The organism is Brenneria rubrifaciens (assembly GCF_005484945.1).
Classification (GTDB): Bacteria; Pseudomonadota; Gammaproteobacteria; order Enterobacterales; family Enterobacteriaceae; genus Brenneria; species Brenneria rubrifaciens.
This window is the reverse complement of the sequence record NZ_CP034035.1, coordinates 3,445,232-3,467,905: the sequence shown is the minus strand read 5'-3', so window position 1 is coordinate 3,467,905 and position 22,674 is coordinate 3,445,232. Positions and strand designations below refer to the sequence as shown.

General features: G+C 47.6%; 25 protein-coding genes. 6 read left to right on the top strand and 19 right to left on the bottom strand.

What is annotated here, in order from left to right:
- Nucleotides 1–136: 136 nt before the first annotated feature.
- A complete protein-coding gene (locus EH207_RS15440; protein ID WP_137714798.1) occupies nt 137–1,000 on the bottom strand; it encodes a YicC/YloC family endoribonuclease in 864 nt (287 codons plus the stop codon).
- A 252-nt stretch (nt 1,001–1,252) separates the two neighbouring features.
- The gene (locus EH207_RS15430) at nt 1,253–2,206 is read right to left on the bottom strand and encodes an isoaspartyl peptidase/L-asparaginase family protein (RefSeq protein ID WP_137714797.1); all 954 of its coding nucleotides are present in this window, start codon (nt 2,204–2,206) and stop codon (nt 1,253–1,255) included.
- A 263-nt stretch (nt 2,207–2,469) separates the two neighbouring features.
- Between EH207_RS15430 and rph the strand changes: the two genes are divergently transcribed.
- Both rph and pyrE read left to right on the top strand, forming a co-directional pair.
- On the top strand, nt 2,470–3,186 hold the full coding sequence (gene rph / locus EH207_RS15425) for a ribonuclease PH (protein ID WP_137714796.1): 717 nt from the start codon (nt 2,470–2,472) through the stop codon (nt 3,184–3,186).
- Nucleotides 3,187–3,289: 103 nt separating this feature from the next.
- Entirely contained in the window at nt 3,290–3,931 is a 642-nt protein-coding gene (gene pyrE / locus EH207_RS15420) for an orotate phosphoribosyltransferase (protein ID WP_137714795.1), read from the top strand.
- 71 nt (nt 3,932–4,002) lie between these two features.
- On the opposite strand, the gene slmA is transcribed toward pyrE, so the two are convergent.
- The 3 genes from slmA to coaBC form a co-directional block, all read right to left on the bottom strand.
- On the bottom strand, nt 4,003–4,599 hold the full coding sequence (gene slmA, locus EH207_RS15415; protein ID WP_137714794.1) for a nucleoid occlusion factor SlmA: 597 nt from the start codon (nt 4,597–4,599) through the stop codon (nt 4,003–4,005).
- A 114-nt stretch (nt 4,600–4,713) separates the two neighbouring features.
- Nucleotides 4,714–5,172 carry a dUTP diphosphatase gene (dut, locus tag EH207_RS15410; protein ID WP_137714793.1) on the bottom strand — a complete coding sequence of 153 codons (459 nt, stop codon included), beginning with the start codon at nt 5,170–5,172 and terminating at the stop codon, nt 4,714–4,716.
- Nucleotides 5,141–6,382, bottom strand: a complete 1,242-nt coding sequence (gene coaBC / locus EH207_RS15405) for a bifunctional phosphopantothenoylcysteine decarboxylase/phosphopantothenate--cysteine ligase CoaBC (protein WP_175413692.1) — start codon at nt 6,380–6,382, stop codon at nt 5,141–5,143. The genes dut and coaBC overlap by 32 nt, the downstream gene beginning before the upstream one ends.
- Nucleotides 6,383–6,567: 185 nt before the next feature.
- Between coaBC and radC the strand changes: the two genes are divergently transcribed.
- The 4 genes from radC (at nt 6,568) to mutM (ending at nt 8,818) form a co-directional block, all read left to right on the top strand.
- The gene (gene radC, locus EH207_RS15400; RefSeq protein ID WP_137714791.1) at nt 6,568–7,233 is read left to right on the top strand and encodes a RadC family protein; all 666 of its coding nucleotides are present in this window, start codon (nt 6,568–6,570) and stop codon (nt 7,231–7,233) included.
- A gap of 240 nt (nt 7,234–7,473) precedes the next feature.
- Nucleotides 7,474–7,710: a 50S ribosomal protein L28 gene (gene rpmB, locus EH207_RS15395; RefSeq protein ID WP_137714790.1), complete on the top strand. Its 237-nt coding sequence runs from the start codon at nt 7,474–7,476 to the stop codon at nt 7,708–7,710.
- An 11-nt stretch (nt 7,711–7,721) separates the two neighbouring features.
- On the top strand, nt 7,722–7,889 hold the full coding sequence (gene rpmG, locus EH207_RS15390; protein ID WP_004392084.1) for a 50S ribosomal protein L33: 168 nt from the start codon (nt 7,722–7,724) through the stop codon (nt 7,887–7,889).
- Nucleotides 7,890–8,008: 119 nt separating this feature from the next.
- On the top strand, nt 8,009–8,818 hold the full coding sequence (gene mutM, locus EH207_RS15385; RefSeq protein ID WP_137714789.1) for a bifunctional DNA-formamidopyrimidine glycosylase/DNA-(apurinic or apyrimidinic site) lyase: 810 nt from the start codon (nt 8,009–8,011) through the stop codon (nt 8,816–8,818).
- 137 nt (nt 8,819–8,955) lie between these two features.
- Here mutM and coaD read toward each other — a convergent pair whose 3' ends face one another.
- From coaD to EH207_RS15315, 14 genes are all read right to left on the bottom strand, one after another.
- Nucleotides 8,956–9,435: a pantetheine-phosphate adenylyltransferase gene (gene coaD, locus EH207_RS15380; RefSeq protein WP_137714788.1), complete on the bottom strand. Its 480-nt coding sequence runs from the start codon at nt 9,433–9,435 to the stop codon at nt 8,956–8,958.
- 23 nt (nt 9,436–9,458) lie between these two features.
- The gene (waaA, locus tag EH207_RS15375; RefSeq protein ID WP_137714787.1) at nt 9,459–10,736 is read right to left on the bottom strand and encodes a lipid IV(A) 3-deoxy-D-manno-octulosonic acid transferase; all 1,278 of its coding nucleotides are present in this window, start codon (nt 10,734–10,736) and stop codon (nt 9,459–9,461) included.
- Nucleotides 10,737–11,010: 274 nt separating this feature from the next.
- Nucleotides 11,011–11,895: a glycosyltransferase family 2 protein gene (locus tag EH207_RS15370; RefSeq protein ID WP_137714786.1), complete on the bottom strand. Its 885-nt coding sequence runs from the start codon at nt 11,893–11,895 to the stop codon at nt 11,011–11,013.
- A gap of 86 nt (nt 11,896–11,981) precedes the next feature.
- Nucleotides 11,982–13,085 carry a DegT/DnrJ/EryC1/StrS family aminotransferase gene (locus EH207_RS15365; RefSeq protein WP_137714785.1) on the bottom strand — a complete coding sequence of 368 codons (1,104 nt, stop codon included), beginning with the start codon at nt 13,083–13,085 and terminating at the stop codon, nt 11,982–11,984.
- Complete coding sequence (locus EH207_RS15360) at nt 13,078–13,548, bottom strand: acyltransferase (RefSeq protein WP_137714784.1); 471 nt, start codon at nt 13,546–13,548, stop codon at nt 13,078–13,080. Before EH207_RS15360 ends, EH207_RS15365 begins: the two co-directional genes overlap by 8 nt.
- Nucleotides 13,548–13,955, bottom strand: a complete 408-nt coding sequence (locus tag EH207_RS15355; protein ID WP_377804801.1) for a sugar 3,4-ketoisomerase — start codon at nt 13,953–13,955, stop codon at nt 13,548–13,550. Before EH207_RS15355 ends, EH207_RS15360 begins: the two co-directional genes overlap by 1 nt.
- Before the next feature lie 117 nt (nt 13,956–14,072).
- Nucleotides 14,073–14,981 carry a glycosyltransferase family A protein gene (locus EH207_RS15350; protein WP_137714783.1) on the bottom strand — a complete coding sequence of 303 codons (909 nt, stop codon included), beginning with the start codon at nt 14,979–14,981 and terminating at the stop codon, nt 14,073–14,075.
- A gap of 38 nt (nt 14,982–15,019) precedes the next feature.
- Complete coding sequence (locus tag EH207_RS15345; protein WP_137714782.1) at nt 15,020–16,012, bottom strand: glycosyltransferase family 8 protein; 993 nt, start codon at nt 16,010–16,012, stop codon at nt 15,020–15,022.
- Between the two features lie 23 nt (nt 16,013–16,035).
- Nucleotides 16,036–17,055, bottom strand: a complete 1,020-nt coding sequence (waaO, locus tag EH207_RS15340) for a lipopolysaccharide 3-alpha-galactosyltransferase (RefSeq protein ID WP_137714781.1) — start codon at nt 17,053–17,055, stop codon at nt 16,036–16,038.
- A gap of 18 nt (nt 17,056–17,073) precedes the next feature.
- Complete coding sequence (gene waaB, locus EH207_RS15335) at nt 17,074–18,168, bottom strand: lipopolysaccharide 1,6-galactosyltransferase (protein ID WP_137714780.1); 1,095 nt, start codon at nt 18,166–18,168, stop codon at nt 17,074–17,076.
- Nucleotides 18,169–18,188: 20 nt separating this feature from the next.
- Nucleotides 18,189–18,989 (bottom strand): lipopolysaccharide core heptose(I) kinase RfaP, encoded by an 801-nt coding sequence (gene rfaP, locus EH207_RS15330; protein ID WP_137714779.1) that lies wholly within the window; start codon nt 18,987–18,989, stop codon nt 18,189–18,191.
- Between the two features lie 9 nt (nt 18,990–18,998).
- On the bottom strand, nt 18,999–20,120 hold the full coding sequence (locus EH207_RS15325) for a glycosyltransferase family 4 protein (RefSeq protein ID WP_137715380.1): 1,122 nt from the start codon (nt 20,118–20,120) through the stop codon (nt 18,999–19,001).
- A gap of 10 nt (nt 20,121–20,130) precedes the next feature.
- Entirely contained in the window at nt 20,131–21,213 is a 1,083-nt protein-coding gene (gene rfaQ / locus EH207_RS15320) for a lipopolysaccharide core heptosyltransferase RfaQ (protein ID WP_137714778.1), read from the bottom strand.
- 187 nt (nt 21,214–21,400) lie between these two features.
- Complete coding sequence (locus EH207_RS15315) at nt 21,401–22,654, bottom strand: O-antigen ligase family protein (RefSeq protein WP_137714777.1); 1,254 nt, start codon at nt 22,652–22,654, stop codon at nt 21,401–21,403.
- Between the last annotated feature and the right edge of the window lie 20 nt (nt 22,655–22,674).

The window sequence follows — 22,674 nt, the reverse complement described above, 5'->3', positions numbered from 1 at the left end:
AGTGATTGTACTACCCAATGTACTACCCACTCGGCAGTGGATTTCGGTGGATTCGGGTAGTACGCAGTAGATGTTGATAGCAACAAAAACGCCCTGAAAACAGAGCGTTGTGGCAGTCGGTGGAGCAGGGTGGACGTTATTCGATATTTTGGATCTGCTCCCGCATCTGCTCGATCAATACTTTCAGTTCAATGGCGGAGGCGGTGACGTCGGCATTAATGGATTTAGAGGCCAGCGTGTTGGATTCGCGGTTGAATTCCTGCATCATGAAATCCAGACGGCGGCCGACGGCTTCTTCTTTTTTCAGGATTTTGTGGGTTTCCGCTACGTGGGCTTCCAGCCTGTCCAGTTCTTCCGCGACATCAACGCGTTGCGCCATTATCACCAACTCCTGTTCCAGCCGGTTATTTTCCAACTGAACCTGCGCCTCTTCCAGCTTGCTGAGTAGGCGTTCACGCTGCCATTGCAGAATGTTCGGCATGTGGGATCGGACTTTGGCGACTTCGGCGCTGACGCCAGCCAGACGCTGTTCAATTAGCGCTTTCAGCGCACTGCCTTCGCTTTCCCGTGCGGTGATAAAGTCATCCAACGCACGATCCAACCCCTGTAACAGCGCCGCACTGATGGCATCCAGATCCTGTTCTTCCGCAGCCATCACGCCTGGCCAACGCAGAATATCGACCGGGTTGATTTCCCCCTCGTCGCTTTGCATTTTTACCCAATTAGCGGCGCTGACCAGTTGTTTGGCGAGGTTTTCATTCAAAATCAGCGAACTTTGCGCCCGTGGGTCCGGATCGAAACGCAGGTTACATTCAATTTTACCGCGGGTTAATCGGGTGCGGATACGATCGCGAATAACAGGTTCCAGGCTGCGGAATTGTTCTGGTAAACGGATGTAGGTTTCCAGATAGCGTTGGTTAACAGAACGCAGTTCCCAGGCTGCGCTTCCCCAGTCACCCCTGATTTCTCGCCGGGCGTAAGCGGTCATGCTGCGAATCATTGATGCATACCTGTAGAGCAAATGATGAGAAGATTATAGCGTTGAGTCCTGGGACAAGGTAGGACAAAATCCGGCCCCCTTGCCTTAAGCCGCCGGGAAACCGCCTTCTGGGTGGCGAATAGGGGCCTCTAATGGGCTGTGGTGCGCATCGGCTGCTGGTTTACGCGGTATGCAGCACCTGCCCGAGCGGGTACTGCAACGGCATCATCAGCAGGTTGTTGTAGCATAACCACGCCAGTGAAACCGGGCGGTTCACCGGTAAATCGCCACGACAGGCCGGTTACCTACATAGCCGTAGCCGCGGTACATCCCTTCACTGTTGAACGGCAGCGTAATATTGCCATGGCGATCGATCGCGATTAACCCGCCGCGGCCCTCCAACTGCGCCAGCTTCTCCATCACCACCCGATTGCCGGCCTGTTCCAGCGTCAGTCCGGCGTAGTCCATCAGTGCCGAGACATCGTAGGCGGCGACGGTGCGCATAAAGATTTCTCCCGTTCCGGTACAGGACACGGCCACCGTCCGGTTGTTGGCGTAACAGCCCGCGCCGATGATCGGGCTATCGCCCACGCGTCCGGCTTGTTTATTGGTCATGCCGCCAGTTGAGGTCGCCGCCGCCAGATTGCCTTCGCCGTCCAGCGCCACCGCGCCTACGGTACCAAACTTGCGGTCGGGATTGATGGGGTCGCCGTTAGCCTGATCGTCGTGATCCAGCAGAACCCCGCCTGCGCCGATTTGCGCGTTGCGCCATTGTTGGCGGCGTTCTTCGGTTGAGAAAAATGCCGGTTCGACCATGTCAAGTCCATGCAGGCGGGCAAAGGCTTCTGCGCCCTCTGCGGTAAACATCACATGCTGGCTCTGTTCCAGCACGGTTCTGGCTGCCAAAACAGGATTGCGGATATGGCTGACGCAACTGACGGCTCCCGCATCCAGCGAGCGGCCATCCATGATGCTGGCATCCAGTTCGTGAGTTTCATTGTGGGTGAACACGGCGCCGCGTCCGGCATTGAATAGCGGGCACTCTTCCAGCAGCCGAACGGCTTCGGTTACCGCGTCCAGTGCGCTGCCGTGTTGCACCAGGATTTTTTGACCGCTGGCGACAATGTCGGACAATGCTGCCAGGTAGCGCTGCTCTTTTGATGCGCTCATCGCCGAGCGAGTTAATGCCCCGGCACCGCCATGGATCACAATCACGGGTTTGGTCATGCTATTCATTCTCCTTTCAGTCGGTCAGAACGCCGAATCAGTGCGATGGTAAACGGTTCGATCTCATTACCGGGCGGGGTGCTGAGAAGCGTATTTCATCATGCCTCATCGCTGACGAATACTTTTTCATGAGTCGGGTATAGCCTGAGGTTATACCCGAAAGGGGGGATGAATTTAATCGGGCGCTGTAAGGCAAGATAGGCATTGCGCCGCCGAAGCCGTATAATGCGCGCCAGTTAACCTTTACCCGCCGGAGATGAGCCATGCGCCCTACAGGCCGAGATGCACAGCAAGTACGCCCCCTCAAATTAACCCGTCATTACACGAAACATGCCGAAGGATCGGTTCTGGTCGAATTTGGCGATACCAAGGTTTTATGTAATGCCACGGTGGAAGAGGGCGTGCCACGCTTTCTGAAAGGGCAGGGACAGGGCTGGGTGACCGCCGAGTATGGCATGCTGCCGCGCGCGACGCATAGCCGCAATGCGCGGGAAGCGGCCAGAGGCAAACAGGGCGGGCGGACGCTGGAGATTCAGCGCCTGATTGCCCGTTCCCTGCGTGCGGCTCTCGATCTCAAAGCCCTGGGCGAATACACCATTACGCTGGATTGCGACGTGCTGCAAGCGGATGGCGGCACACGAACCGCCTCCATCACCGGCGCTTGCGTGGCGCTGGCCGATGCGCTGAATCAGATGGTCGCCAGCGGCAAACTGAAGAAAAATCCGCTGAAAGGCATGGTGGCGGCGGTATCTGTCGGTATCGTCAACGGTGAAGCCGTGTGCGATCTGGAATATGTAGAAGATTCCGCGGCGGAAACCGATATGAATGTGGTCATGACCGAAGACGGCCGCATGATTGAAGTGCAGGGCACCGCGGAAGGTGAACCGTTCACCCACGAAGAGCTCTTGTCCTTGCTGGGACTGGCTCGCAAGGGGATCGCGAGCATCATTCAGGCTCAGAAGGCGGCGCTGGTCGATTGATTTTGAAGCGACTCAACGGTCGCTTTTTTTATGGTCCGCCTTTGAGTCACTTGACCAATGTGAACGAAAAATCCAGTAACCCGCAAAACGAGGAGATGCAGTAATGAAAGCCTATCAGCGCCAGTTTATCGAATTTGCGCTCAGTAAACAGGTATTGAAATTTGGTGAGTTTACTCTGAAGTCAGGACGTATCAGCCCTTATTTCTTTAATGCCGGTTTGTTTAATACCGGGCGCGACCTGGCGTTGCTGGGGCGCTTTTATGCGGAAGCGCTGGTAGATTCGGGCATTGAATTCGATCTGTTGTTCGGGCCGGCTTACAAAGGTATTCCGATTGCCACCACCACCGCCGTGGCGCTGGCGGAACACCATGAGTGCGATATGCCTTACTGCTTTAATCGTAAAGAGGCCAAAGATCATGGCGAAGGCGGCAGTCTGGTCGGCAGTCCGTTACAAGGACGCGTGATGTTGGTGGACGATGTGATTACTGCTGGCACCGCAATTCGCGAATCGATGGAAATCATTGCGGCTCATGGCGCGACATTGGCCGGGATTATGATTGCATTGGATCGCCAGGAACGTGGGCGTAGCGAGATTTCGGCTATTCAGGAAGTTGAACGTGACTATCAGTGTAAAGTGATTTCCATCATTACGTTGAAAGACCTGATCGCGTATCTGGCGGAAAAGCCGGAAATGACCGCATATCTGGCGGCGGTGAAAGAATATCGTGATCAATACGGTATTTAAGTAATGGCCTGACGGCCTGCGGATGGTTCCGCCAGACGCTTCTGGCGGGAATACATATACAGAAAAGAAGGTTAGTACAATTGCGCGGCAAGCAGAGGCCAGCGTGTATCAAATTCCTGGGTCGGGCGATAGCGGAACTCGGAACGAATATAACGTGAAAGCATGCCTTCACAAAATGCCAGCAACTGACTGGCCAGCAGCGTTTCGTCATGTTGAAAGCCTTTACCATCGCGCAACTTGTGCTCGCGTAAAACCTGACGCAACTGTGACTCGATACGCTCGAACAGTTGATTGATACGCCCCTGCAAACGATCCTGCTCAAACATCAGCGCGTGGCCGGTCATGATACGAGTCAAACCCGGATTACGTTCTGCAAAACCTAGAATAAGCAATAAAATCAAACGCAGGCGGTTAAAAGTATCTTTCTCATCTTGCAGAATCAGATTGATGCGAGTGGTCAAGCTGTCCTCGATAAATTCGATAAGACTGTCAAACATGCGTGTTTTACTGGGAAAGTGCCGATAAAGCGCCGCTTCGGATACCCCAACGTTGGCAGCCAGTTTCGCCGTGGTGATACGTTGGCTGCCGTCGCTGGATTCCAGCATCTGCGCCAGCGCCTGCAAAATTTCCTCGCGGCGATTCCTTTTCGTATTTTCTTTTCCTGCCATGTATGAAAAAACCCTTGCTAAAGATTTGACTGACAAAAAGCAACTCGCGCCACAGTCGCGATAATACGCTGTGGCTTATATGGGTATATTAACGTAACGGGAGGCCAGGGCGTGTCAGTTGCGACCGGAATGGCCGAAACCGCCTTCTCCACGTTCGCTGCCAACGAAATCCTCGACCAGATTAAATTCGGTCTGAACGACAGGAACGAAAACCATCTGCGCGATACGTTCGCCCGGTTCTATGGTGAATGTCTGTTGACCACGGTTCCAGACGGAAACCATCAACTGCCCCTGGTAGTCAGAGTCAATCAGGCCGACCAGATTCCCTAACACCACGCCATGCTTATGCCCGAGCCCGGAGCGAGGCAGGACCATGGCCGCCAGATTGGTATCGGCAATATGAATCGCCAGCCCGGTGGGGATCAGCGTGGTTTCGCCGGCTTTTAATTCAACCGCCTGATCCAGACAGGCACGCAAATCCAGCCCGGCGGAGCCCGGCGTTGCATAGGTTGGCAAGGGGAATTGCTGACCAATACGCGGGTCAATAATCTTTACGTCGATTTTTTTCATCATAACGGCTAACAATCTCGTCGATTAAGTTTTGGCCAAGAAGAAGCTTGTCGCATTGTGGTAACCGCTTGTCGCCGTCTTGCCAGAAAAGATGTAATGCATTGGTTTCACTATTAAAACCATGCCCGGAAAGGGAGACGTCATTCGCGCAGATCAGATCCAGTTTTTTGCGCGCCAGCTTTTGCCGGGCGTATTCTTCCACATTCTGGGTTTCTGCGGCAAACCCGACGACATAAGGGCGGTTTTCATCCAGCGCGGCGACATCAGCGATGATATCGGGATTTTTTATCATGGTGACAGTAATTTCATTGCCCTGCTTTTTGATTTTTTTGTCGGCGACGAACTTGGGGCGATAGTCCGCTACGGCGGCACAACCGATAACGATGTGCTGTTGTGGCGCTTCGCTCATCACGGTCTGATGCATATCCAGCGCGCTGCTGACATCAATCCGCTTCACGCCGCCCGGCGTCGCCAGCGCCACCGGACCAGTCACCAGCGTGACGTTTGCCCCTCTGGACGCTGCGGCCTGTGCAATGGCAAATCCCATTTTCCCTGAGCTGTGATTACTGATAAAACGCACCGGATCGAGCGCTTCCTGCGTCGGGCCTGCGGTAACCATAATATTCAAATGTTGCAGATCGTGGATGGCAGTGAAATGGCGCCGCGTTCGTTCAACGATTTCCAACGGATCAATCATTCGGCCGGGGCCAATATCACCACAGGCCTGGCTGCCGCTATCCGGCCCCCAGAGCATACAACCACGCTCTGTAAGCGTGCGCAGATTATCCTGTGTCGGCGCGGCGCGGTACATCTGCTGATTCATCGCCGGAGCAACGGCAATCGGCGCCGCGGTCGCGAGGCAGAGGGTGGTCAGCAGATCATTGGCCATGCCCGCGGCCAAACGCGCGATCAAATCGGCGGTGGCGGGCGCAAGAATCACCAAATCCGCCCATTTTCCCAACTCAATATGGCCCATTGAGGCTTCGGCGGCGGGATCGAGCAGGTCGTCGGAAACCGGGTAGCCAGTTACGGCCTGTAACGTCAGAGGGGCGATAAAGGCTTTAGCGGCTGGCGTCATGACTGCGCGAACATCGGCGCCGCAGTCGCGCAGACGTCTTACCAGTTCAGGACATTTGTAAGCCGCAATGCCGCCGCTGATACCGAGCACGATTCGTTTGCCGGAAACAGGCTGGCTGGAAAGTTCCGTCATCATCATGGTCCGATTGAAAATCGAAAGAGGGGTTATTTTACCATAACCTTGGCGCTGTAGAGGAGTCTTAAGCGGCCACGCGCTTTTAAGGATGAAAAATTGCGTCGTGCTTCGCAACCTGCTCCGTTCCCTGTCGTTCCTCAATACGTGACCTGTCATGATACCTGTCTGCCAGGTGAGGAGGGCTGATGGACTGGGACAATGGGCTGGCGCCGCGGGAGAAACTGCTGAGTTTAGGTGCTGAAGCGCTGACGGACGCAGAACTGCTGGCGATTTTTTTACGGACCGGGTTACCCGGCGTACATGTGATGCAGCTTGCCGAGCGTTTGCTCGCGGAATTTGGTTCTCTTCATCAACTGCTGTCGGCCGATCATGCGACATTCTGTATGACAAAAGGGATTGGGCTGTCAAAATATGCACAGTTGAAAGCCGTGGCGGAGCTGTCGCGTCGATTATTTTCGTCTCGCCTGGCGAAAGAGGATGCGATGCTGAGTCCTGAAATTACCGGACAATACCTGCAATTATTGTTGGCGCGCCAGGAAAGGGAGGTTTTCTTGGTCATGTTTCTGGATAATCAGCATCGAGTTATTCGTCATCAGGAGATGTTTGCCGGTACGATTAACAGCGTGGAAGTTCACCCGAGGGAAATTGTGCGTGAAGCCTTGAAAGCCAACGCCGCCGCGCTGATTCTGGCGCATAATCATCCATCCGGGAAGGCTGAGCCCAGTCAGGCTGACCGTATGATCACCGAGCAAATCATCAAAGCTTGTCTGTTACTGGATATTCGCGTGCTTGACCATCTGGTCATTGGACGCGGTGAATTCGTTTCTTTTGCCGAGCGCGGATGGATTTAACCACTATTTCCACGATCCCCCGGGATCTTTTTTAGTTGTTCGGGACTTGAGCACTTACGCTTCAAAGCGTATACTACGCCACCTTTGAGAATCTTGGGTGTGGCGTTAAGAGCCTATCTCAGCAGGTTTGCCCTGATGACAGAGTCTTTTCAGTGAAGTTGCTGAGATGGGCTCTAGAGCCTGACGAGGCGGTTACATCCTATACGAAGCTCGAGCTGATTTGATTTTTGGAGAATAGACATGTCCCGAGTCTGCCAAGTTACTGGCAAGCGTCCGGTGACCGGTAATAACCGTTCCCACGCACTGAATGCGACCAAACGCCGTTTTCTGCCGAACCTGCATTCACACCGTTTCTGGGTTGAAGCTGAAAAGCGCTTTGTAACGCTGCGCGTATCCGCTAAAGGTATGCGCGTTATTGATAAGAAGGGTATTGAGACGGTTCTGGCCGATCTGCGTGCCCGTGGTGAAAAGTATTAAGGAACTGAATCATGGCTAAGGGTGTTCGCGAGAAGATCAAGCTGGTTTCTTCTGCTGGTACTGGTCACTTCTATACCACCACGAAGAACAAGCGCACGAAGCCGGAAAAACTGGAACTGAAGAAATTTGATCCAGTCGTCCGTCAACATGTGATCTATAAAGAAGCTAAAATCAAATAATTTTAGTTGATTGCCAAAAACCCGGCTAAGGTCGGGTTTTTTTATGTCGGTCTGTTTATCCCTGTCGTTGTTGGTGCGTTTTTATGCTAACGCAACCCGTGTTTTTCAGGAGACGCGTCATGCCCGAACTGCCAGAGGTTGAAACCAGTCGCCGGGGAATCTCTCCCTATCTTGTTGGTCATACGATCCTTTACGCCGAGGTGCGTAATACCCGCTTGCGCTGGCCGGTTTCCAGCGAAATCTTATCGCTTAGCGATCAGGTTGTTCTGGGCGTCCATCGACGCGCCAAATATCTGCTGATTGAATTAACCGCCGGGTGGATCATTGTGCATCTCGGCATGTCTGGCAGCCTGCGTATCCTGTCTGAGTACATCCCGCCGGAGAAGCATGATCATGTCGATTTGGTGATGGACAGCGGCAAGGTTCTTCGCTATACGGACCCCAGGCGTTTCGGTGCCTGGTTATGGACGGACAACCTTGAAGAAAGCGCTGTGCTTGCGCATCTAGGGCCGGAACCGTTGAGCGAGGCGTTTTCGGGTGATTACCTGCATCAGCGGTCGCGAGGGAAAAAGACACGGGTTAAACAGTGGATTATGGATAATAAAGTGGTGGTTGGCGTGGGGAATATCTATGCCAGTGAGTCACTGTTTATGGCGGGCATCAGACCGGACAGGATGATAGGTTCGTTAAGTGAAACAGAAGCGCATTTACTGGCTGATACCATCAAACGGGTGTTGCTGCGCTCGATTGAACAAGGCGGGACGACGCTGCGTGATTTTCTTCAGTCCGATGGAAAACCGGGATATTTTGCGCAGGCGCTACAGGTCTACGGGCGTGCAGGAGAGGGGTGCCGGATGTGCGGAACGCCGATAGAAATGGCAAAGCATGGGCAACGTAGCACGTTCTTTTGTCGGGTTTGCCAGCGATGATTCGTGTTGTAACCTAACGATCGTCCGACGGAAGGCCAACTGACAGGTAATCGTACACATTGCGTATCAACCGATACGTTGTTAAATAAATCAAAGCAAGAAAAATTCAATCGGCATGCGAATCGTTGCTGAATTCGTTAACGGAGTTTATCCGTTAATGCCTTTGCAATAGGCGCGGGCAAAAAATGAGAAACATCGCCGCCATGACGAGCCACTTCCTTGACCAGAGAAGAGGAAATAAAAGACCACTCTTCTGCTGGCATGAGGAACACGCTCTCCAACGTTGGCATCAGGTGATGATTCATCTTGGCAAGCTGGAGTTCATACTCAAAATCTGAGACAGCGCGCAAACCACGAACCAGAATGGTGGCTTGCTGATGCCGGGCAAAATGGGCCATCAATTCGCTGAATCCGACGACTTCGACATTTTTCAGGTGCTGAGTGACGCTTCGGGCCAACGTAACCCGCTCATCCAGCGAGAACAACGTATTTTTTCCTGGACTGGCGGCAATCGCCAGCACCAGCTTGTCGAACATGTGTGAGGCGCGAGTCAGTAAATCCAGATGGCCATTGGTTAATGGGTCGAAAGTGCCGGGATAAATCGCCTTGCTTGTCATGGTATGCCTCATCACATTTTAGGTCAGTGGGTACGCGGTGGCAGATAGGGCTCCAGCAGTGTCAGCAGTTTCTGTAACGCGCCCTGATTCTGATGCAATACCTCGACCGCATGACGACCATAGTAGCGGCGATAGTCTTCGTCAGCGAGCAAGTTTCCGACTTCTTTCACTATAGAGGCGGCGTCTGTCACGGTGATCAGACCATCGGCCTGTTCCAGTTTGTTACAGATGTCTTTGAAGTTGAAAGTATATGGCCCCATTAGGACAGGAATGGCGTGCGCCGCGGCTTCGAGTGGATTATGCCCCCCTCGTTCGACCAGACTCCCTCCCACGAACGCCAAATCAGCAATGCCGTATAGCAACATTAACTCACCCATGGTATCGCCGATGACAACCTGAGTACTGGCGGAGGGTTGTTCACCACTACTGCGTAGGGTGTAAGTGAAACCTGAATTTTGTGCCAGCGCTTGCGTTGTCGCAAATCGCTCCGGGTGACGAGGCGCAAGGATGAGCAGCAAGTCCGGGTATGTTGCCAGTAGTTGCCGGTGTGCCGCTAGAATAAGGGATTCTTCGCCTTCGTGCGTGCTGGTTGCGATCCATACTGAACGATGAGCCGCCCATTGTCGACGCAATGTAACGGCCCGGGCAGCCAACTCAGGGGTGACGGAAATATCAAACTTGAGGCTGCCGGTGACCGTCAGACATGAACGTTTCAAACCGAGTTCGATAAAACGCTCCCCATCTTCCTGATTCTGTGCTGCCACCAGTGTGATACGTCGCAGAATGTGGCGCGTCAAACTGCCTATTTTTTTATAACCCGCAGCGGAACGCGCAGATAAACGGGCGTTGGCGATCACCAGAGGGATCTTACGCTTATGCAACTCCGCGATCAGATTCGGCCACAGTTCCGTTTCCATGATTATGACGACTTTTGGGCGCACCTGATTGAAGAAACGTTTTAATGCACTGGGCAAATCGTAAGGCAGATAGACATGGTAGACCGAATCGCCGAAAGCGGAACGTACACGCTCTGAACCGGTTGGCGTCATGGTGGTGACGGTGATCGGCAGATTAGGGTAACGGTGGCGTAGCGCTCTGACCAGCGGGATCGCCGCCAGCGTTTCACCCACCGAAACGGAATGTAGCATAATGCCATCGGGTTTTACTTTCTCCGCGCAGAAACCGTAGCGCTCGCTCCAGCGCCTGCGGTATGCCGGGGTTTTACGACCGCGAACCCACAGCCGAATCCATATCAGCGGCTGGATGAGGTAGAGAAGTACGGTGTAGAGAGTTTGTAGCATGCGTTTTACTGTTGTTGGTTATCGCTGGTGGCGATTTTATCGGGTTATCAGGGGTAAGGCTATTTGTAAAAGTTGACCCGTGGGTGAATCCAAGAACGAAAGTGTCGGAATCTTCGGTAAACAGGTGATTGTTTTAGGTGGAAATCATCGCTGTATGGTGGCAGACATTCTTCCTTAAACCGAATATTTTTCTATTGATCTTTATAAGCGGTAAATATGTTGCAACGAGTATATTTATTCAGGTGACTATTTTATAAAACTATATTTTAAATAATTATATTAGATGTAGAAATGATAGTAATTTTAATTTTCGTTTAAATGCTTTATATAATTTCTCTCTATGACGCCGTGCAATTCTTTCTTCTTCAGAGGTTAATTTAAAAGCATAAGTTTCTAAATAGGCTCTGGATAATCCAGAGTAAAGCTTAGCATGTTTAACATTAACGGATGCCATTTCCTGGTTTATATTGCATTTGTATCTTTCGGATGCGGAAATATTTTGATCATGTATTCGATAGCAGGCTATTTTTCTCTCTGAAAATATAACATTGCACTGAGAAAGTAATCTGAGATAAAAGTCTCTGTCTTCGGCTTTCAATCCAATTTGATAGTTACCAATTCGATCATAGACGGATCTACGTAATAGAAGCGACGGGCCAGGGACTGTCCAGTTCATTACGAGTTCATCTTTCATATATTTGGATTTTAATGCTACTTCGCTAGCATTCCTATAGTCGAAAAACGCACTTTCAAAAAGCAATTTCCCTTCCATACTGACAACACGGCAATCACTTATTATGGCATCATAATTCCCCGACTGTATGGTATCAACAGCTAGGTCGAGAGATTTTTCTATAAGGTAGTCATCGCTGGCAATTAAATAACAATATTCAGTTTTTATTAACTCTATACAACGGTTGAGACTAAAGCAAATACCTTGATTTTTTTTATTTCTAAGCAGGCTGTAATCTAATTTCTCATGATGTATATTCTTCAGCCTTTTTAATGTTTTTTCTGCTACGCTATAGGTGTTATCTGTAGAGGCATCATCACAGGCGACGATGTATATTTCGTCACTATATGAGAGGCATATACTGGTTAAACATTTCTCCACATATGACTCATGGTTATACATTGGTACAAAAATACTTATTTTCATTCAAACTGTCCAATTTACAAATATATATTCAAAATTCAAGTGTACCAGTTATTATAGACTGATATTATCAGTCTATGTTGTAAAAGTCATAAAGAAAAAGCATTGATAACGTTGATTATGTAATTAACATCAGTAATCTTCATGGTTGGGGATATGGGTAAAGAAATGACTTCGTCATGAAGCTGTTCTGTAATAGGGAGGGTGTAATGGTTAAACTTAGAATATGCTTTTTGCTTATGTGGTGGTATCGGATAATGAATAAGCGTCTGAATGCCATTTTTAAGCAAGTATTCCTGAAAATCATGGCGTTTCTTACATTTTACAACAAATAAGTGCCATACATGGCTTGTTTTGAATTCTACAACGGGAAGCGTAATGAGCGGATTGTTAATTTCTTGAAGATATATTTTCGCAATCTTTTGTCGACATAAAGTTTCTTTTTCCAGATAAGCCAGTTTTACAGAAAGCATTGCTGCTTGGATTTCATCCAGACGGCTATTTACTCCACAATAAATATTCTCATACTTTTGATGCGAACCATAGTTTCTTAAGGCTTTTATCGTTTGCATCAATTCACCATCATTGGTGGTGACAGCGCCTGCATCACCTAAAGCACCAAGATTTTTTCCTGGATAAAAACTAAAGCCTGAGGCATCTCCCCAGTTACCTGCCTTTTTTCCTGCGATATGAGCGCCATGTGCTTGAGCAGAATCTTCTAAAATCAAAAGATTATATTCTTTGGCTATATGCAATATATCTTCCATTGGCGCCAGTTGACCGTATAAATGTACAGGTAATATGACTCTTGTTCTTTCTGTTATAGCTGGACGAATGTTTTCTGGTGATAAATTATAAGTATCCTTGTTTGGCTCAACTAGAATAGGTATTAGATTATTTTCAGTAATCGCTAGTATTGAGGCGATATAAGTATTTGCTGGAACAATAACTTCATCATTATCATTGAGTTTACCCAGCAATTTCCATGCTCGAAGTGTAAGAATTAGAGCATCTAATCCATTGGCTACGCCAATTGCATATTTGGTTCCACAAAAGGTTGCAAATTTACTTTCAAAATTGCTTAATTCTTTTCCTGTAACATACCATCCAGAATCAATAACTCTTGAGCAAGCCTCCTTGAGTTCATTTTGATATTGTTTATTGATTTCCTGTAAATCGAGAAAGTTAATCATGATTATTATCTATTTTTCCTGTAATTTTAGCCGGACTCCCTAAGGCAATACTATAAGCTGGCAGGTCTTTAGTTACCACAGATCCCGCGCCAATCATACAATATTCGCCTATAGTGAGACCTGGCAATATTGTTGCGTTTGCTCCTATTGATGCCCCTTTCTTTATAATTGTTTTTAAAAATTTTTCAGGGTATTTTTTTGAACGAGGATTTTTATCATTGGTAAATGTTGCATTTGGGCCAATAAACACATTATCCTCAATTACTATCCCGTCCCATATATACACACCGCATTTTATGGTTACGTTATCACCTATAATAACATCATTTTCAATGAAGGTATGCGAGCAAATATTACAGTTTGAACCTATTTTTGCTTTCTCCAGTATCACTGAAAATTGCCAGATTTTTGTTTGTGGGCCTATGTTTTTTGAATGAACATCGCTTAATGGATGGATAAACATTATGAATTTCCTCGAATAAAACTAAGAAAATCATCATAGTTTCTTACGTAATCAGATTCATCGTATAATCTATCCGCAAGGACCATTAGTACACAGTCTTCTGAAAAATCATACATTTCTCTCCAAATGAATGATTCTATTAACAGTCCTTGTGTTGGGTCATCCAAAAGGACCTCTACCTTCTCTGTTCCGTTATTGAGTAAAAATTTACAGGATCCTCTTACAGCAATAGCAACCTGTTTTAACTCTTTATGTGCGTGAAAACCTCTCTTGACTCCTTTTTTAGTATTAAACATGTAATAAACCCTTTTTATTTCAAAAGGAATATTTTTATCTTGCTCCAGAGCGACAAGGGAACCTCGTTCATCGCCATGAGTTTGTAATTTGAGTAAGTTTATTTTTATCATGTATACATCCTATGTAGGTTCGAGGGTAAACTAATAGAGGTAGTATATTTTTTTATACAAAGTTATTCTTAATTCTTAATTCTTAATTCTTAATTCTTAATTCTTAATTCTTAATTCTTAATCCTCAATTCTATGTGTTGGTACTGTTTTTTTATTTAAATCTATTTTTGATCGAGGATGCATATTATTTATTGTGAAAACAAGTAAGTTCTTCATTCTGTAGAATTCTATTTTACCTCGTAGAAAGTCTCTTAAATATATATATATAGTGCTTATTTTTGATTTTTTTTGATATTCATTTCTTATAAAAGATTTATAGTAAAACAATTCCATAATACGGAATGAGTTTGTTCTGTTGGCTATATTAAACATTGCGAAGGAGTGATATATTCTGTTTGAGCAATAGATATTAAGCGGGGTTTTATTGTCAATCATTATGTTTATTATTCTAAAGAAATCACTATCGATGCCATAAAATGCTAATCTTTCTTCAAAAACATAGCCTCTAAATAACATAATCTTGTCAATGCCATTTTGAGATAGAGCCAAGCCTGACATAACAGAATCTATTTTTACGTCTACTTTACCTTCATCTATCATTATATTTATATCCCCATCGATATGGGGGTCTGTCTGGATATTAGCACCATTTTTTTCTGCAATAATGATAGGGGTAATAATGTCTGCATCGGGATGTAATGCTATATTTGTGTAAAAATTCGTGGGTAAATGAGAGTCCTGATCCAGAATAGTAATAAATTCGAATTTTTCATTTTTGATAAAAAAATTGTAAATTTTTGATAAGGATAAGTTTTGGGTATCCTGATAAATTCTTACGCCTATGCCTTTTCCCTGACATATTGACAGAAATTCAGATACATCAGTTTCGTTCAGCAGCAAGGGGCCGTTATTCCAAACGCATATTTCTAACGTTATATTTTCAGTTTGACATCTTAAAATGCTCTTCAGCGTATCAGAATCTTTTAGCGCTGAATTATAAATAATTACCACAGATGTTATATTCATGTCATTATTGCCGTGATGTTACAATTGAGTTATTTTTATCACCTTTCTATAATATATTTTACTCTGCTAACGATTCCGTTTATGATTCTCCCCTTTTTAAATTCATGCTTTGATTTCTTCTTCCATTGGAGTGGCGTTACAGGTTTAGTAAGGGGGACGTCACACCATGTTGACATATTATAAGCTTTACTGAAATAGGCCGTAGATGGATATTCACTCCATTCATTCCATGGCTTGGTAGTGCCGACATAGTGAATAAGAATGGATTCAGCATTAATTAGGTCTTTATATTTCTGATGCGATTTATCTTTCAATTCACTTTTTATAGTGTATATGCAGTTATATTTTCGAGGTAGAAGATATGTTCGATGAATTAATAATACATTCAAAGCATCTTGATCGGGATATTTCAGATGCGAGTTTTCTAATATAAATGAAATGGTTTTTGATGTTAGTTGCTCTTGATTCCATTTCTCAAGATTTACTAACATAACACCTGAATTGAAATATACACCTTTCAGATCAGGTAAATCTAATCTTTCTACGGCTTTAGGATGCATTTCTTTTATATCTGGAACAACGGCACACACATGGTCAACTAAGTCCAATGTTGTGAGATCGTCAAGCTTTCCTTTACAGACTATATCGGCATCGAGATAAAGTAACTTGTTGATATCTTTGCCAAGATAATCAAAAGCGATAAGCCGATAATAAGCAGAGTACGGCCATTTTTTTATTGGAAGTTTCTCTAAGGGGGTATTGTCAATATGATATATAGTGATATCAATATGGAATTTTTCTGCCATCTTTTCTAATCGAGAGACCATTTCGTCATCAATGAAATCAATAAAAAAATGCAGAGAAATAGAGAGATCGTTATTGATTATTACTGATGTGGCAGAAATAGCTGCACCAAATAAAAAATTTTTATCAATACCGTATGCAATATGTAATGATTTTTTATTTGAATTTTTTTCATGAGCCCGATATAGCTCTATTTTTTGTTTAATGATATTTTCGTTAAAATACATATGAATTGTTAGACTGTTGATAATTAGTATATTTTTCTTAAAAAGTAAGATACGTAACTTTTTAAGCCCAAAAGTAGTTTTCCATTATGTAATTGATGTTTTGCACTGTAACGCAACTGGCTTACTGAGTGTGCCTTAAGCAGTTTTGAATCACACCACGGTGAGTTTTTCTTCGCGGTGAGAAAATAATTGGAACATTTATAATAACGAGCCCATTCATGCCAGGGTTTGGTCGGCCCGATATAATGAATAAACACCGTGTTATCATTTATAGGATGAGGATAGGTTTCACCGGCTTTACATTTCAATTCATAGTTTATGCTGAACTGCGTATTATACTTTTTCTCGAGAAATAAAATATTTCCTGGGAGTAGGATATTTAAGATGTCTTGATCGGGATAGGAAACCTTGCTGGCGATGTCTTTATCTGTCAGCATCATCATCGTTTTTTGCGTGATATCATTCTTGTGCCAGTTATCGAGATTAATCAGCAAGAAGCCAGAATTGAAATAACCGTTTCGTATTGCAGGCGCTCCCAGCCGCTGGGCGCATTTTTCCCACCAGGGATGCTCTCCTTCAGTAACGGCGGCAACAATATAGTTGTCTATATCCAGTTCAATTAATTCCTGAAGAGAGCCGTTGCAGACAATATCTGAATCCAGATAGACGATTTTATCCAGTTGGTTATAAAAATAATCGGTAGCGATAAAGCGAAAATAGATGGCGTATGACCAATTCTTGGTGCTTGGAAGTCGCTTCAACCAGTCGCAGTTGACGACATATAGTGTAATTGATGTATGAAATTGTTTTGCCAGTGCGTTAAATTTTCCCCGGTTTTCTAGATCGAGCGTGTCCGTAAATACATGGAAAGCCAATGATTGATTGCTATTCTTCAAAAGAATGGACGCGATCGAAACCGCGCAGCCAAATAAGAAATTTTTATCAGTGCCGAAAGAAATATTCAGGACGTTTTTATCAGAATGTGCAGGGGAAAATAAGAAAGCAACGGTTTCTGTAATCACATCATCTTTTTTAAAATGCATAGCGAGTCCCGCTTACGATTATCTGATCATATGATGACGAATAATGGTATCGATTATCTCTTTCATCGTCTTGTAGTAATTCTTATCATAGAAATGGTGTATGGAAGACTTTATATTCTCTGCTGTCGGCATGGTCTGTTGATTGACGAGGTTTTGCAACGTATCGCGTAGTAAAGCCGACGAGCCAGGCGGATAAAGTTGCCCGTTAATTCCATCCCTTATGATATCTCCCGGCCCGGACGGGCAGTCGCTGCTGACGCAATAAATGCCGTAGGACATGGCTTCCAGTAGCGTCATGGGGAGTCCTTCAAACGCGGAACTCATGACGAAAGCGGAAACGTTTTTGATATTCTTTTGAATATATTCCCAAGGATTAGCCTGCCAGCCGTGCCAGTGGACACGATCGCTTATCCCTTGTTCTCTGGCGTAGTCTTTACAAATCGCCGCATCAGAACCATCACCAATAAAATGACATGTCCAATTGCCCGTCAGACCAGAAAGCGCATCAAGCATGTCTTTAAGGCGTTTTTGCCCTTCAAATTTCAGGCGCCCCACGTAGATAAAGACAGCGCCTTCTGTACTGGCAGGGCGAGGGATCACGGTTGGTTGCGGCGTCACCGGGTTAAAAATTACCGAGATACGTTCGTCTGCTACGCCACGGTTGATCAACTGCTGTTTGATTCCAGAGCTGATTGCCAGGTGATAGTCAGCGCAGCGCACCTGCTCCGAATGTTTTTTATGATCGAGTGAGTAGTGCAACCACGAGATAAGTGGGATCGTTTTCTGGCTACGTTGGATTGCTTGCGCGGCAACGCGGCAGGAGGGCGAGTCAAAAGCGATGACGACATCTGGCTTATTTTGTTTGAGATAGCGGGCCAGCGCGAAAGTATGACTGAGCCGTCTCAGGAAAGAAATTTTGATTCCCGAACGATGGCAGACACTATGCTTACCCTGTAACCAGGTTTTATCCATACGATCGTCGCGGCACAGGAAGTAGAGGGTGTAAGCAGGTTGTGTTTCGTTATCGCTTGCTAAAAAACCGGTCACTTTTTTAAGTACGGTTTCGATACCGCCGAATCCAGAAACGGCTTCACCAACAAAGAGTATATTCATAAAGTTAATCTGGCTGTGAATTACAATGACTTGCGTTCCGTTCTTTGACGTATTTTCTCTGCTTTAATGCGCGCTTCACGGAGTAAGGACTGTTCTTGTTGCAGAGTGGCGCGCAAGGGTTGACGATCAAAATAGATGGTGAGAAACCAAAGCAAATCGTTTTTCGTTAAACCGATGTTCAGTGATGAAAAATAGAGCCCGATAAGATCTTTATTACGCCAGCGCTGCGGAACCATGCTGCGAATTTGCGCCCGATGTAAGTCAATCACCGAGATTTTGAACTGGATATCCGCAGGCGTATAAGGCTGGTGGAGCAGGAAATGACAAATATAGCAGTCTCGATGGTTCACCCCGCCGGCGTGCATCTTTCCGACCATTTCCGCGACCCGTTGGATAAGGCGCCGTTTCTCTTTCAGCGACGGTGGCCTTTCCAGCCAGGTGGCGCAATAATCTTCCAGACTGATGGTCGGGCTTAGATCTTCGGTGATGATGAACGATTCACGCTGTAGCGGGTTTAGTCCGCGCTGCCCAAACCCCGCCCCAATCATGGTGTCTACGCCGAGCGATTGCAGGCGGTGAATGGCTGACCATTCACGATCGGCGCCCAGCACCGGCAGACGCAGCGAAAGCAAGTTTTTTAACGCCTCTTTTAATGCGGTACCACGGTGTATCTTGACGAACCAGGAACGTCCGGCCAGTGTAAAACGCAGTGTTTTACGGCTTTCCAACGCCCGGAACACGTCGCCGTCCAGTTTTTTGACTTCTTCAAATGGATCGCGATCTTTCCACAGCGACGCAAAAGGTTCTTTGAGTTTAATCATGCTGTTCATTCACTCATGACCACCTGAAATCAGCATCGCTGCTTTCTCCGGCAGGCTGTATAAATCTTCGGTATCGGCGAAATGCCGGGCATTTTCCGACCAGCGCGGCAATGTCTCCGGCTGACTCAGCGCCGCTCGCAACGGCGTGTTCAACGATGCCTGACAATACGGCGAGGGGATGACGCACCCTGCCTGCGCCTTGTCGATATAGAAGGCATAGCCACACACATCGGTGACCATCACCGGTAACCCGGCGGTAATCGCTTCAAGCAGAACGATTCCCGCGGCTTCCTGATGGGCCGGATGCATCAGCAGATCGGCGGCGGCCATGAAATCTGGAATATCATCGCGTCCAGCGAAAAAACGCACGTTTTCCTCAACCCCCGATCGGTGGGCCAATGACCGGTAACGTTCGGGATTATCCTGCCCGACAACCAGAAAAATCAGCTTCCGGCGAAGCGTCTCTGGCAGGCTGGCGATGGCCAGAATGCTGCGCTCAACGCCTTTACGTTTGAAATCGGAACCCACTTGAAGCAGAACAACGGCTTTTTCATCGATACCTTGTGCGTGACGGAATCTCTGTCGGCCATCAGGCGCCTGGCGATCGTATTTTCTGTTTAGGGCGATGCCCGGCGGCAGGATGAAGAAGCGCTCATCTTGCGTGTCGTAATGTTTTTTGAAGTCCGCAATCTGGCGCTGCGTCAGCATCAGCATTTTGGTGTGACTGCCGCGCTCGAATACCGCTTTCTCAAAGGCTGCATAATGCTTGTAGCGGGGCGTCAAACGGTAGAGGAATCCTCTCTCCCGCTCGACTTTCTCCGCATAGCAAACATCGGCGGCATAGTAGAAATCCAGCCCCGGCATTTTATTAAAGCCAACAACACGATCGACAGGATGCTGTTGAAGATGGCGTTGAACCCATGCGGCATAGCGCTGGTTACGCAGATGGTTGCTCATGCCGGATGCGGGTACGAGGATAATCTCAAGATTATCCGGTTTTTCACCCTGCCATGACAGCACATAAACGCGGACATGCTGCCCCTGATTGACGCAGGCTTGGGCAATGCTGAAAAAGTCGCGTTGTAGCCCGCCAAAGGGAAAATATTTATACAGGCAGATGGCAATGTTCATCGGCGATTCCTTATTTCCCGCCAGCGCGCGGCGGGCGGCCATCATGCTCGGCAAGCAGGGTTTCCGCAGCCCGAATCACGTCCTGGGAGGGGATACAGGCGAGATATTTCCGGTTTCGATCGAGATGCCGTCTTTCCGGCATCGCCTGATAGTCTCCTGCCCAGATGACGATGCTGTTATCCGACCAGGGCCGCCATTTCTTGTGGTCTGTGGGACCGAACAGGCACACGGCAGGCGTGTTCAACGCTGCCGCCATGTGCATCGGGGCGGAATCGACGCCAATATAAAGCGCTGCGTTGTCGATTAACGCGGCCAGCTCCAAAAAGCGGGTTTTACCGGCGAAAGTGATGTCTGGTTTATGCCCGCACCGGGCGTGAATGTCGTGGACAATGTCGAGATCGCTCTGCGAGGGGCCGCAGGTCAGTATGACGTCTAACCCATTTTCTTTAAGATGATCAATAACCTGAGCGAATTTTTCATTATCCCAGCATTTGAAAAGCTGTCTGGCCGTCGGCTGGATAACGACGTATGGCTGTTCCCGTAGATGCGGATGTAAACCGAAAATCTGTTCGGCATCTTCCTGACCGTAATAAAGCGACATACGGTCTTGTTGTTGCGTTGCGGGCAGCGCTAGTGGGGAGAGCATCGAACGGTTTTGTTCGATGATGTGCTCACCCTGCGGACGCACGCAATCACTGAAAAATGAACGCCAAAGTTTTCCTTTAAGACGATCGCCGCGGTCTACGGCAATGCTTCGGCTTCCCAACGAGCTAATTAACAGCGCCACGGGCCACTGGTCGGCCAGATTGACGATCAAATCGTAATGATTCTGCTTAAGGGATTTCCGTATCGTGACGAATTCTTTTATTTTTTCCGGCAAGGTCGCCGTTTTTCTTTTTAAGCCGTAGAGCCGGTGAATGTCAGGGTTTTTCGAGAGAATGGGGCGAGTGTCTTCGTACAGCAGAACATCGATCTTTGCATCAGGATAATGGGTTTTTAGTGTGCTGATGAGCGGTGTGGTGAGCAGCATATCGCCATGAAAGCGCAATTTCACGACCAAAATCCGATGACAGGGAAGGGCTTTTTGACTCACTCGCGTTCCTTAAATGGCTGTCGGCTATAAAAACGCTACCGCCCCTGGCTCGACAGCTACCAGTGGACTGAAATGACCTAGCAGGGCGGCACAACCGTTGGGCATGCGCCATTTTATCCCGATATGGTACTAAAACCTGATCCTCTCTCACAGAGATAAATGATACGTCATAACGTATCATGCAAAATTACTGTTTCAGCCATCTGCCGGTTAATGTTGTTCCGAGGCAGAATGCGATGAGCCAGGCCATGAGCATATCTCGTGAATACAAAATCACGTCGCTGAGTCCATACATCAGCAGGGCAAACAGGAGCGCGGCTGAGAGATGACTGCGCAGAACGAAAAACGAGAAATAGAGCAGCGCCGCATATAGCATCACCAGGATCAGTACGCCTGGTAACCCTTTGATGGAAAACGCGTCAATCAATTCGTTGTGCAGATGGTTGTTCAGGTAGGCTACCGCCCCGCTTAAAACAGGTTTTTGCTCCGCCAGCGCGGTAATATGTGCTGAACGCTGCTCGGCGGATTGCCCGAGCGGCACCTCTTTCCCCGCTTCAATCCCCGATTGATACATGGCGATGCGCGCGCCAACCGATGTTTTGCTGTTATTCATGCTGTAGTTGCGTACATCGTTCAGCAGGTCGTCGGTTCGTTTGTTTATTGTGTCGTGAAAGAGCAACGAACACAGCAGGATGGTCATGACCGAGCCCAGGAACGCTTTGATGAGCAAACGCTTATTGTGACGGACTTCCGATAACAGGATCATGGCGCCGACAATGGGATAGACAAAAATCGCCGCGCGCGTTTCTGTCAAAATGATGGCAATGGTGACCAGTAAGAAGTGAGCCAGATAGAGATGGTATTTATAACGTGAGTTGAGTCTGAGCAGCGCCTGTGCGCTCAGCGCGCCGATAAACGTGAGAAAGTAGGCGGCGCTGGTTGCCTGTCCAAATATCAGCCCTATACGGTGCATGCCGCTAAACAAGGATTGGTAAAAGGCGTAGCCCAGCGTCAGTGCGCTGATCGCTATGATGCCGGGGAGCTGAAATCCCTGTTTCTCATGGGTGATATGCAGCGTCGTCAGCAAGATGAATGCGCCCAGAATGCAGGCATGGGCGGCAGTCCGATAAGCATTGTAGACCGCGGGGAAGAGATTTTCCGGCTGATAGTATTGGTGATACCAGATAAGGTTGGTCAGTCCAAGAACCAGCAGGCACAGCGGGATCGCCAGAAGCCGTTTGGCCGCCAGGATGGTTTTTAGGTGCGTCATCACGTAAAAAACCGACAGCGATCCGGTTAAATAGAAAATCAACCCGGCAATAATGGTGCTAAACGGCATGACGCCTAACGTGAGTAAACAGCCGGGGAAGATGGCATAAGAGGCGAGCGTTGTGCTGATGCCGGAAGGATTTTCCAGATCAAATCTTAATTCATTGATCATGTATTTATTCAAATAGTGGG

Coding starts and splice junctions, on each gene's coding strand:
- rph (WP_137714796.1), top strand. CDS start 2,470: ATGCGCCCTACAGGCCGAGATGCACAGCAAGTACGCCCCCTCAAATTA.
- EH207_RS15350 (WP_137714783.1), bottom strand. CDS start 14,981: ATGAATATAACATCTGTGGTAATTATTTATAATTCAGCGCTAAAAGAT.
- rfaP (WP_137714779.1), bottom strand. CDS start 18,989: ATGATTAAACTCAAAGAACCTTTTGCGTCGCTGTGGAAAGATCGCGAT.
- dut (WP_137714793.1), bottom strand. CDS start 5,172: ATGATGAAAAAAATCGACGTAAAGATTATTGACCCGCGTATTGGTCAG.
- coaD (WP_137714788.1), bottom strand. CDS start 9,435: ATGACAAGCAAGGCGATTTATCCCGGCACTTTCGACCCATTAACCAAT.
- coaBC (WP_175413692.1), bottom strand. CDS start 6,382: ATGATGACGGAACTTTCCAGCCAGCCTGTTTCCGGCAAACGAATCGTG.
- EH207_RS15315 (WP_137714777.1), bottom strand. CDS start 22,654: ATGATCAATGAATTAAGATTTGATCTGGAAAATCCTTCCGGCATCAGC.
- EH207_RS15430 (WP_137714797.1), bottom strand. CDS start 2,206: ATGACCAAACCCGTGATTGTGATCCATGGCGGTGCCGGGGCATTAACT.
- radC (WP_137714791.1), top strand. CDS start 6,568: ATGGACTGGGACAATGGGCTGGCGCCGCGGGAGAAACTGCTGAGTTTA.
- EH207_RS15355 (WP_377804801.1), bottom strand. CDS start 13,955: ATGATAAAAATAAACTTACTCAAATTACAAACTCATGGCGATGAACGA.
- waaA (WP_137714787.1), bottom strand. CDS start 10,736: ATGCTACAAACTCTCTACACCGTACTTCTCTACCTCATCCAGCCGCTG.
- EH207_RS15365 (WP_137714785.1), bottom strand. CDS start 13,085: ATGATTAACTTTCTCGATTTACAGGAAATCAATAAACAATATCAAAAT.
- EH207_RS15440 (WP_137714798.1), bottom strand. CDS start 1,000: ATGATTCGCAGCATGACCGCTTACGCCCGGCGAGAAATCAGGGGTGAC.
- EH207_RS15345 (WP_137714782.1), bottom strand. CDS start 16,012: ATGTATTTTAACGAAAATATCATTAAACAAAAAATAGAGCTATATCGG.
- mutM (WP_137714789.1), top strand. CDS start 8,009: ATGCCCGAACTGCCAGAGGTTGAAACCAGTCGCCGGGGAATCTCTCCC.
- EH207_RS15325 (WP_137715380.1), bottom strand. CDS start 20,120: ATGAACATTGCCATCTGCCTGTATAAATATTTTCCCTTTGGCGGGCTA.
- pyrE (WP_137714795.1), top strand. CDS start 3,290: ATGAAAGCCTATCAGCGCCAGTTTATCGAATTTGCGCTCAGTAAACAG.
- slmA (WP_137714794.1), bottom strand. CDS start 4,599: ATGGCAGGAAAAGAAAATACGAAAAGGAATCGCCGCGAGGAAATTTTG.
- EH207_RS15360 (WP_137714784.1), bottom strand. CDS start 13,548: ATGTTTATCCATCCATTAAGCGATGTTCATTCAAAAAACATAGGCCCA.
- rpmB (WP_137714790.1), top strand. CDS start 7,474: ATGTCCCGAGTCTGCCAAGTTACTGGCAAGCGTCCGGTGACCGGTAAT.
- waaB (WP_137714780.1), bottom strand. CDS start 18,168: ATGAATATACTCTTTGTTGGTGAAGCCGTTTCTGGATTCGGCGGTATC.
- EH207_RS15370 (WP_137714786.1), bottom strand. CDS start 11,895: ATGAAAATAAGTATTTTTGTACCAATGTATAACCATGAGTCATATGTG.
- rpmG (WP_004392084.1), top strand. CDS start 7,722: ATGGCTAAGGGTGTTCGCGAGAAGATCAAGCTGGTTTCTTCTGCTGGT.
- waaO (WP_137714781.1), bottom strand. CDS start 17,055: ATGCATTTTAAAAAAGATGATGTGATTACAGAAACCGTTGCTTTCTTA.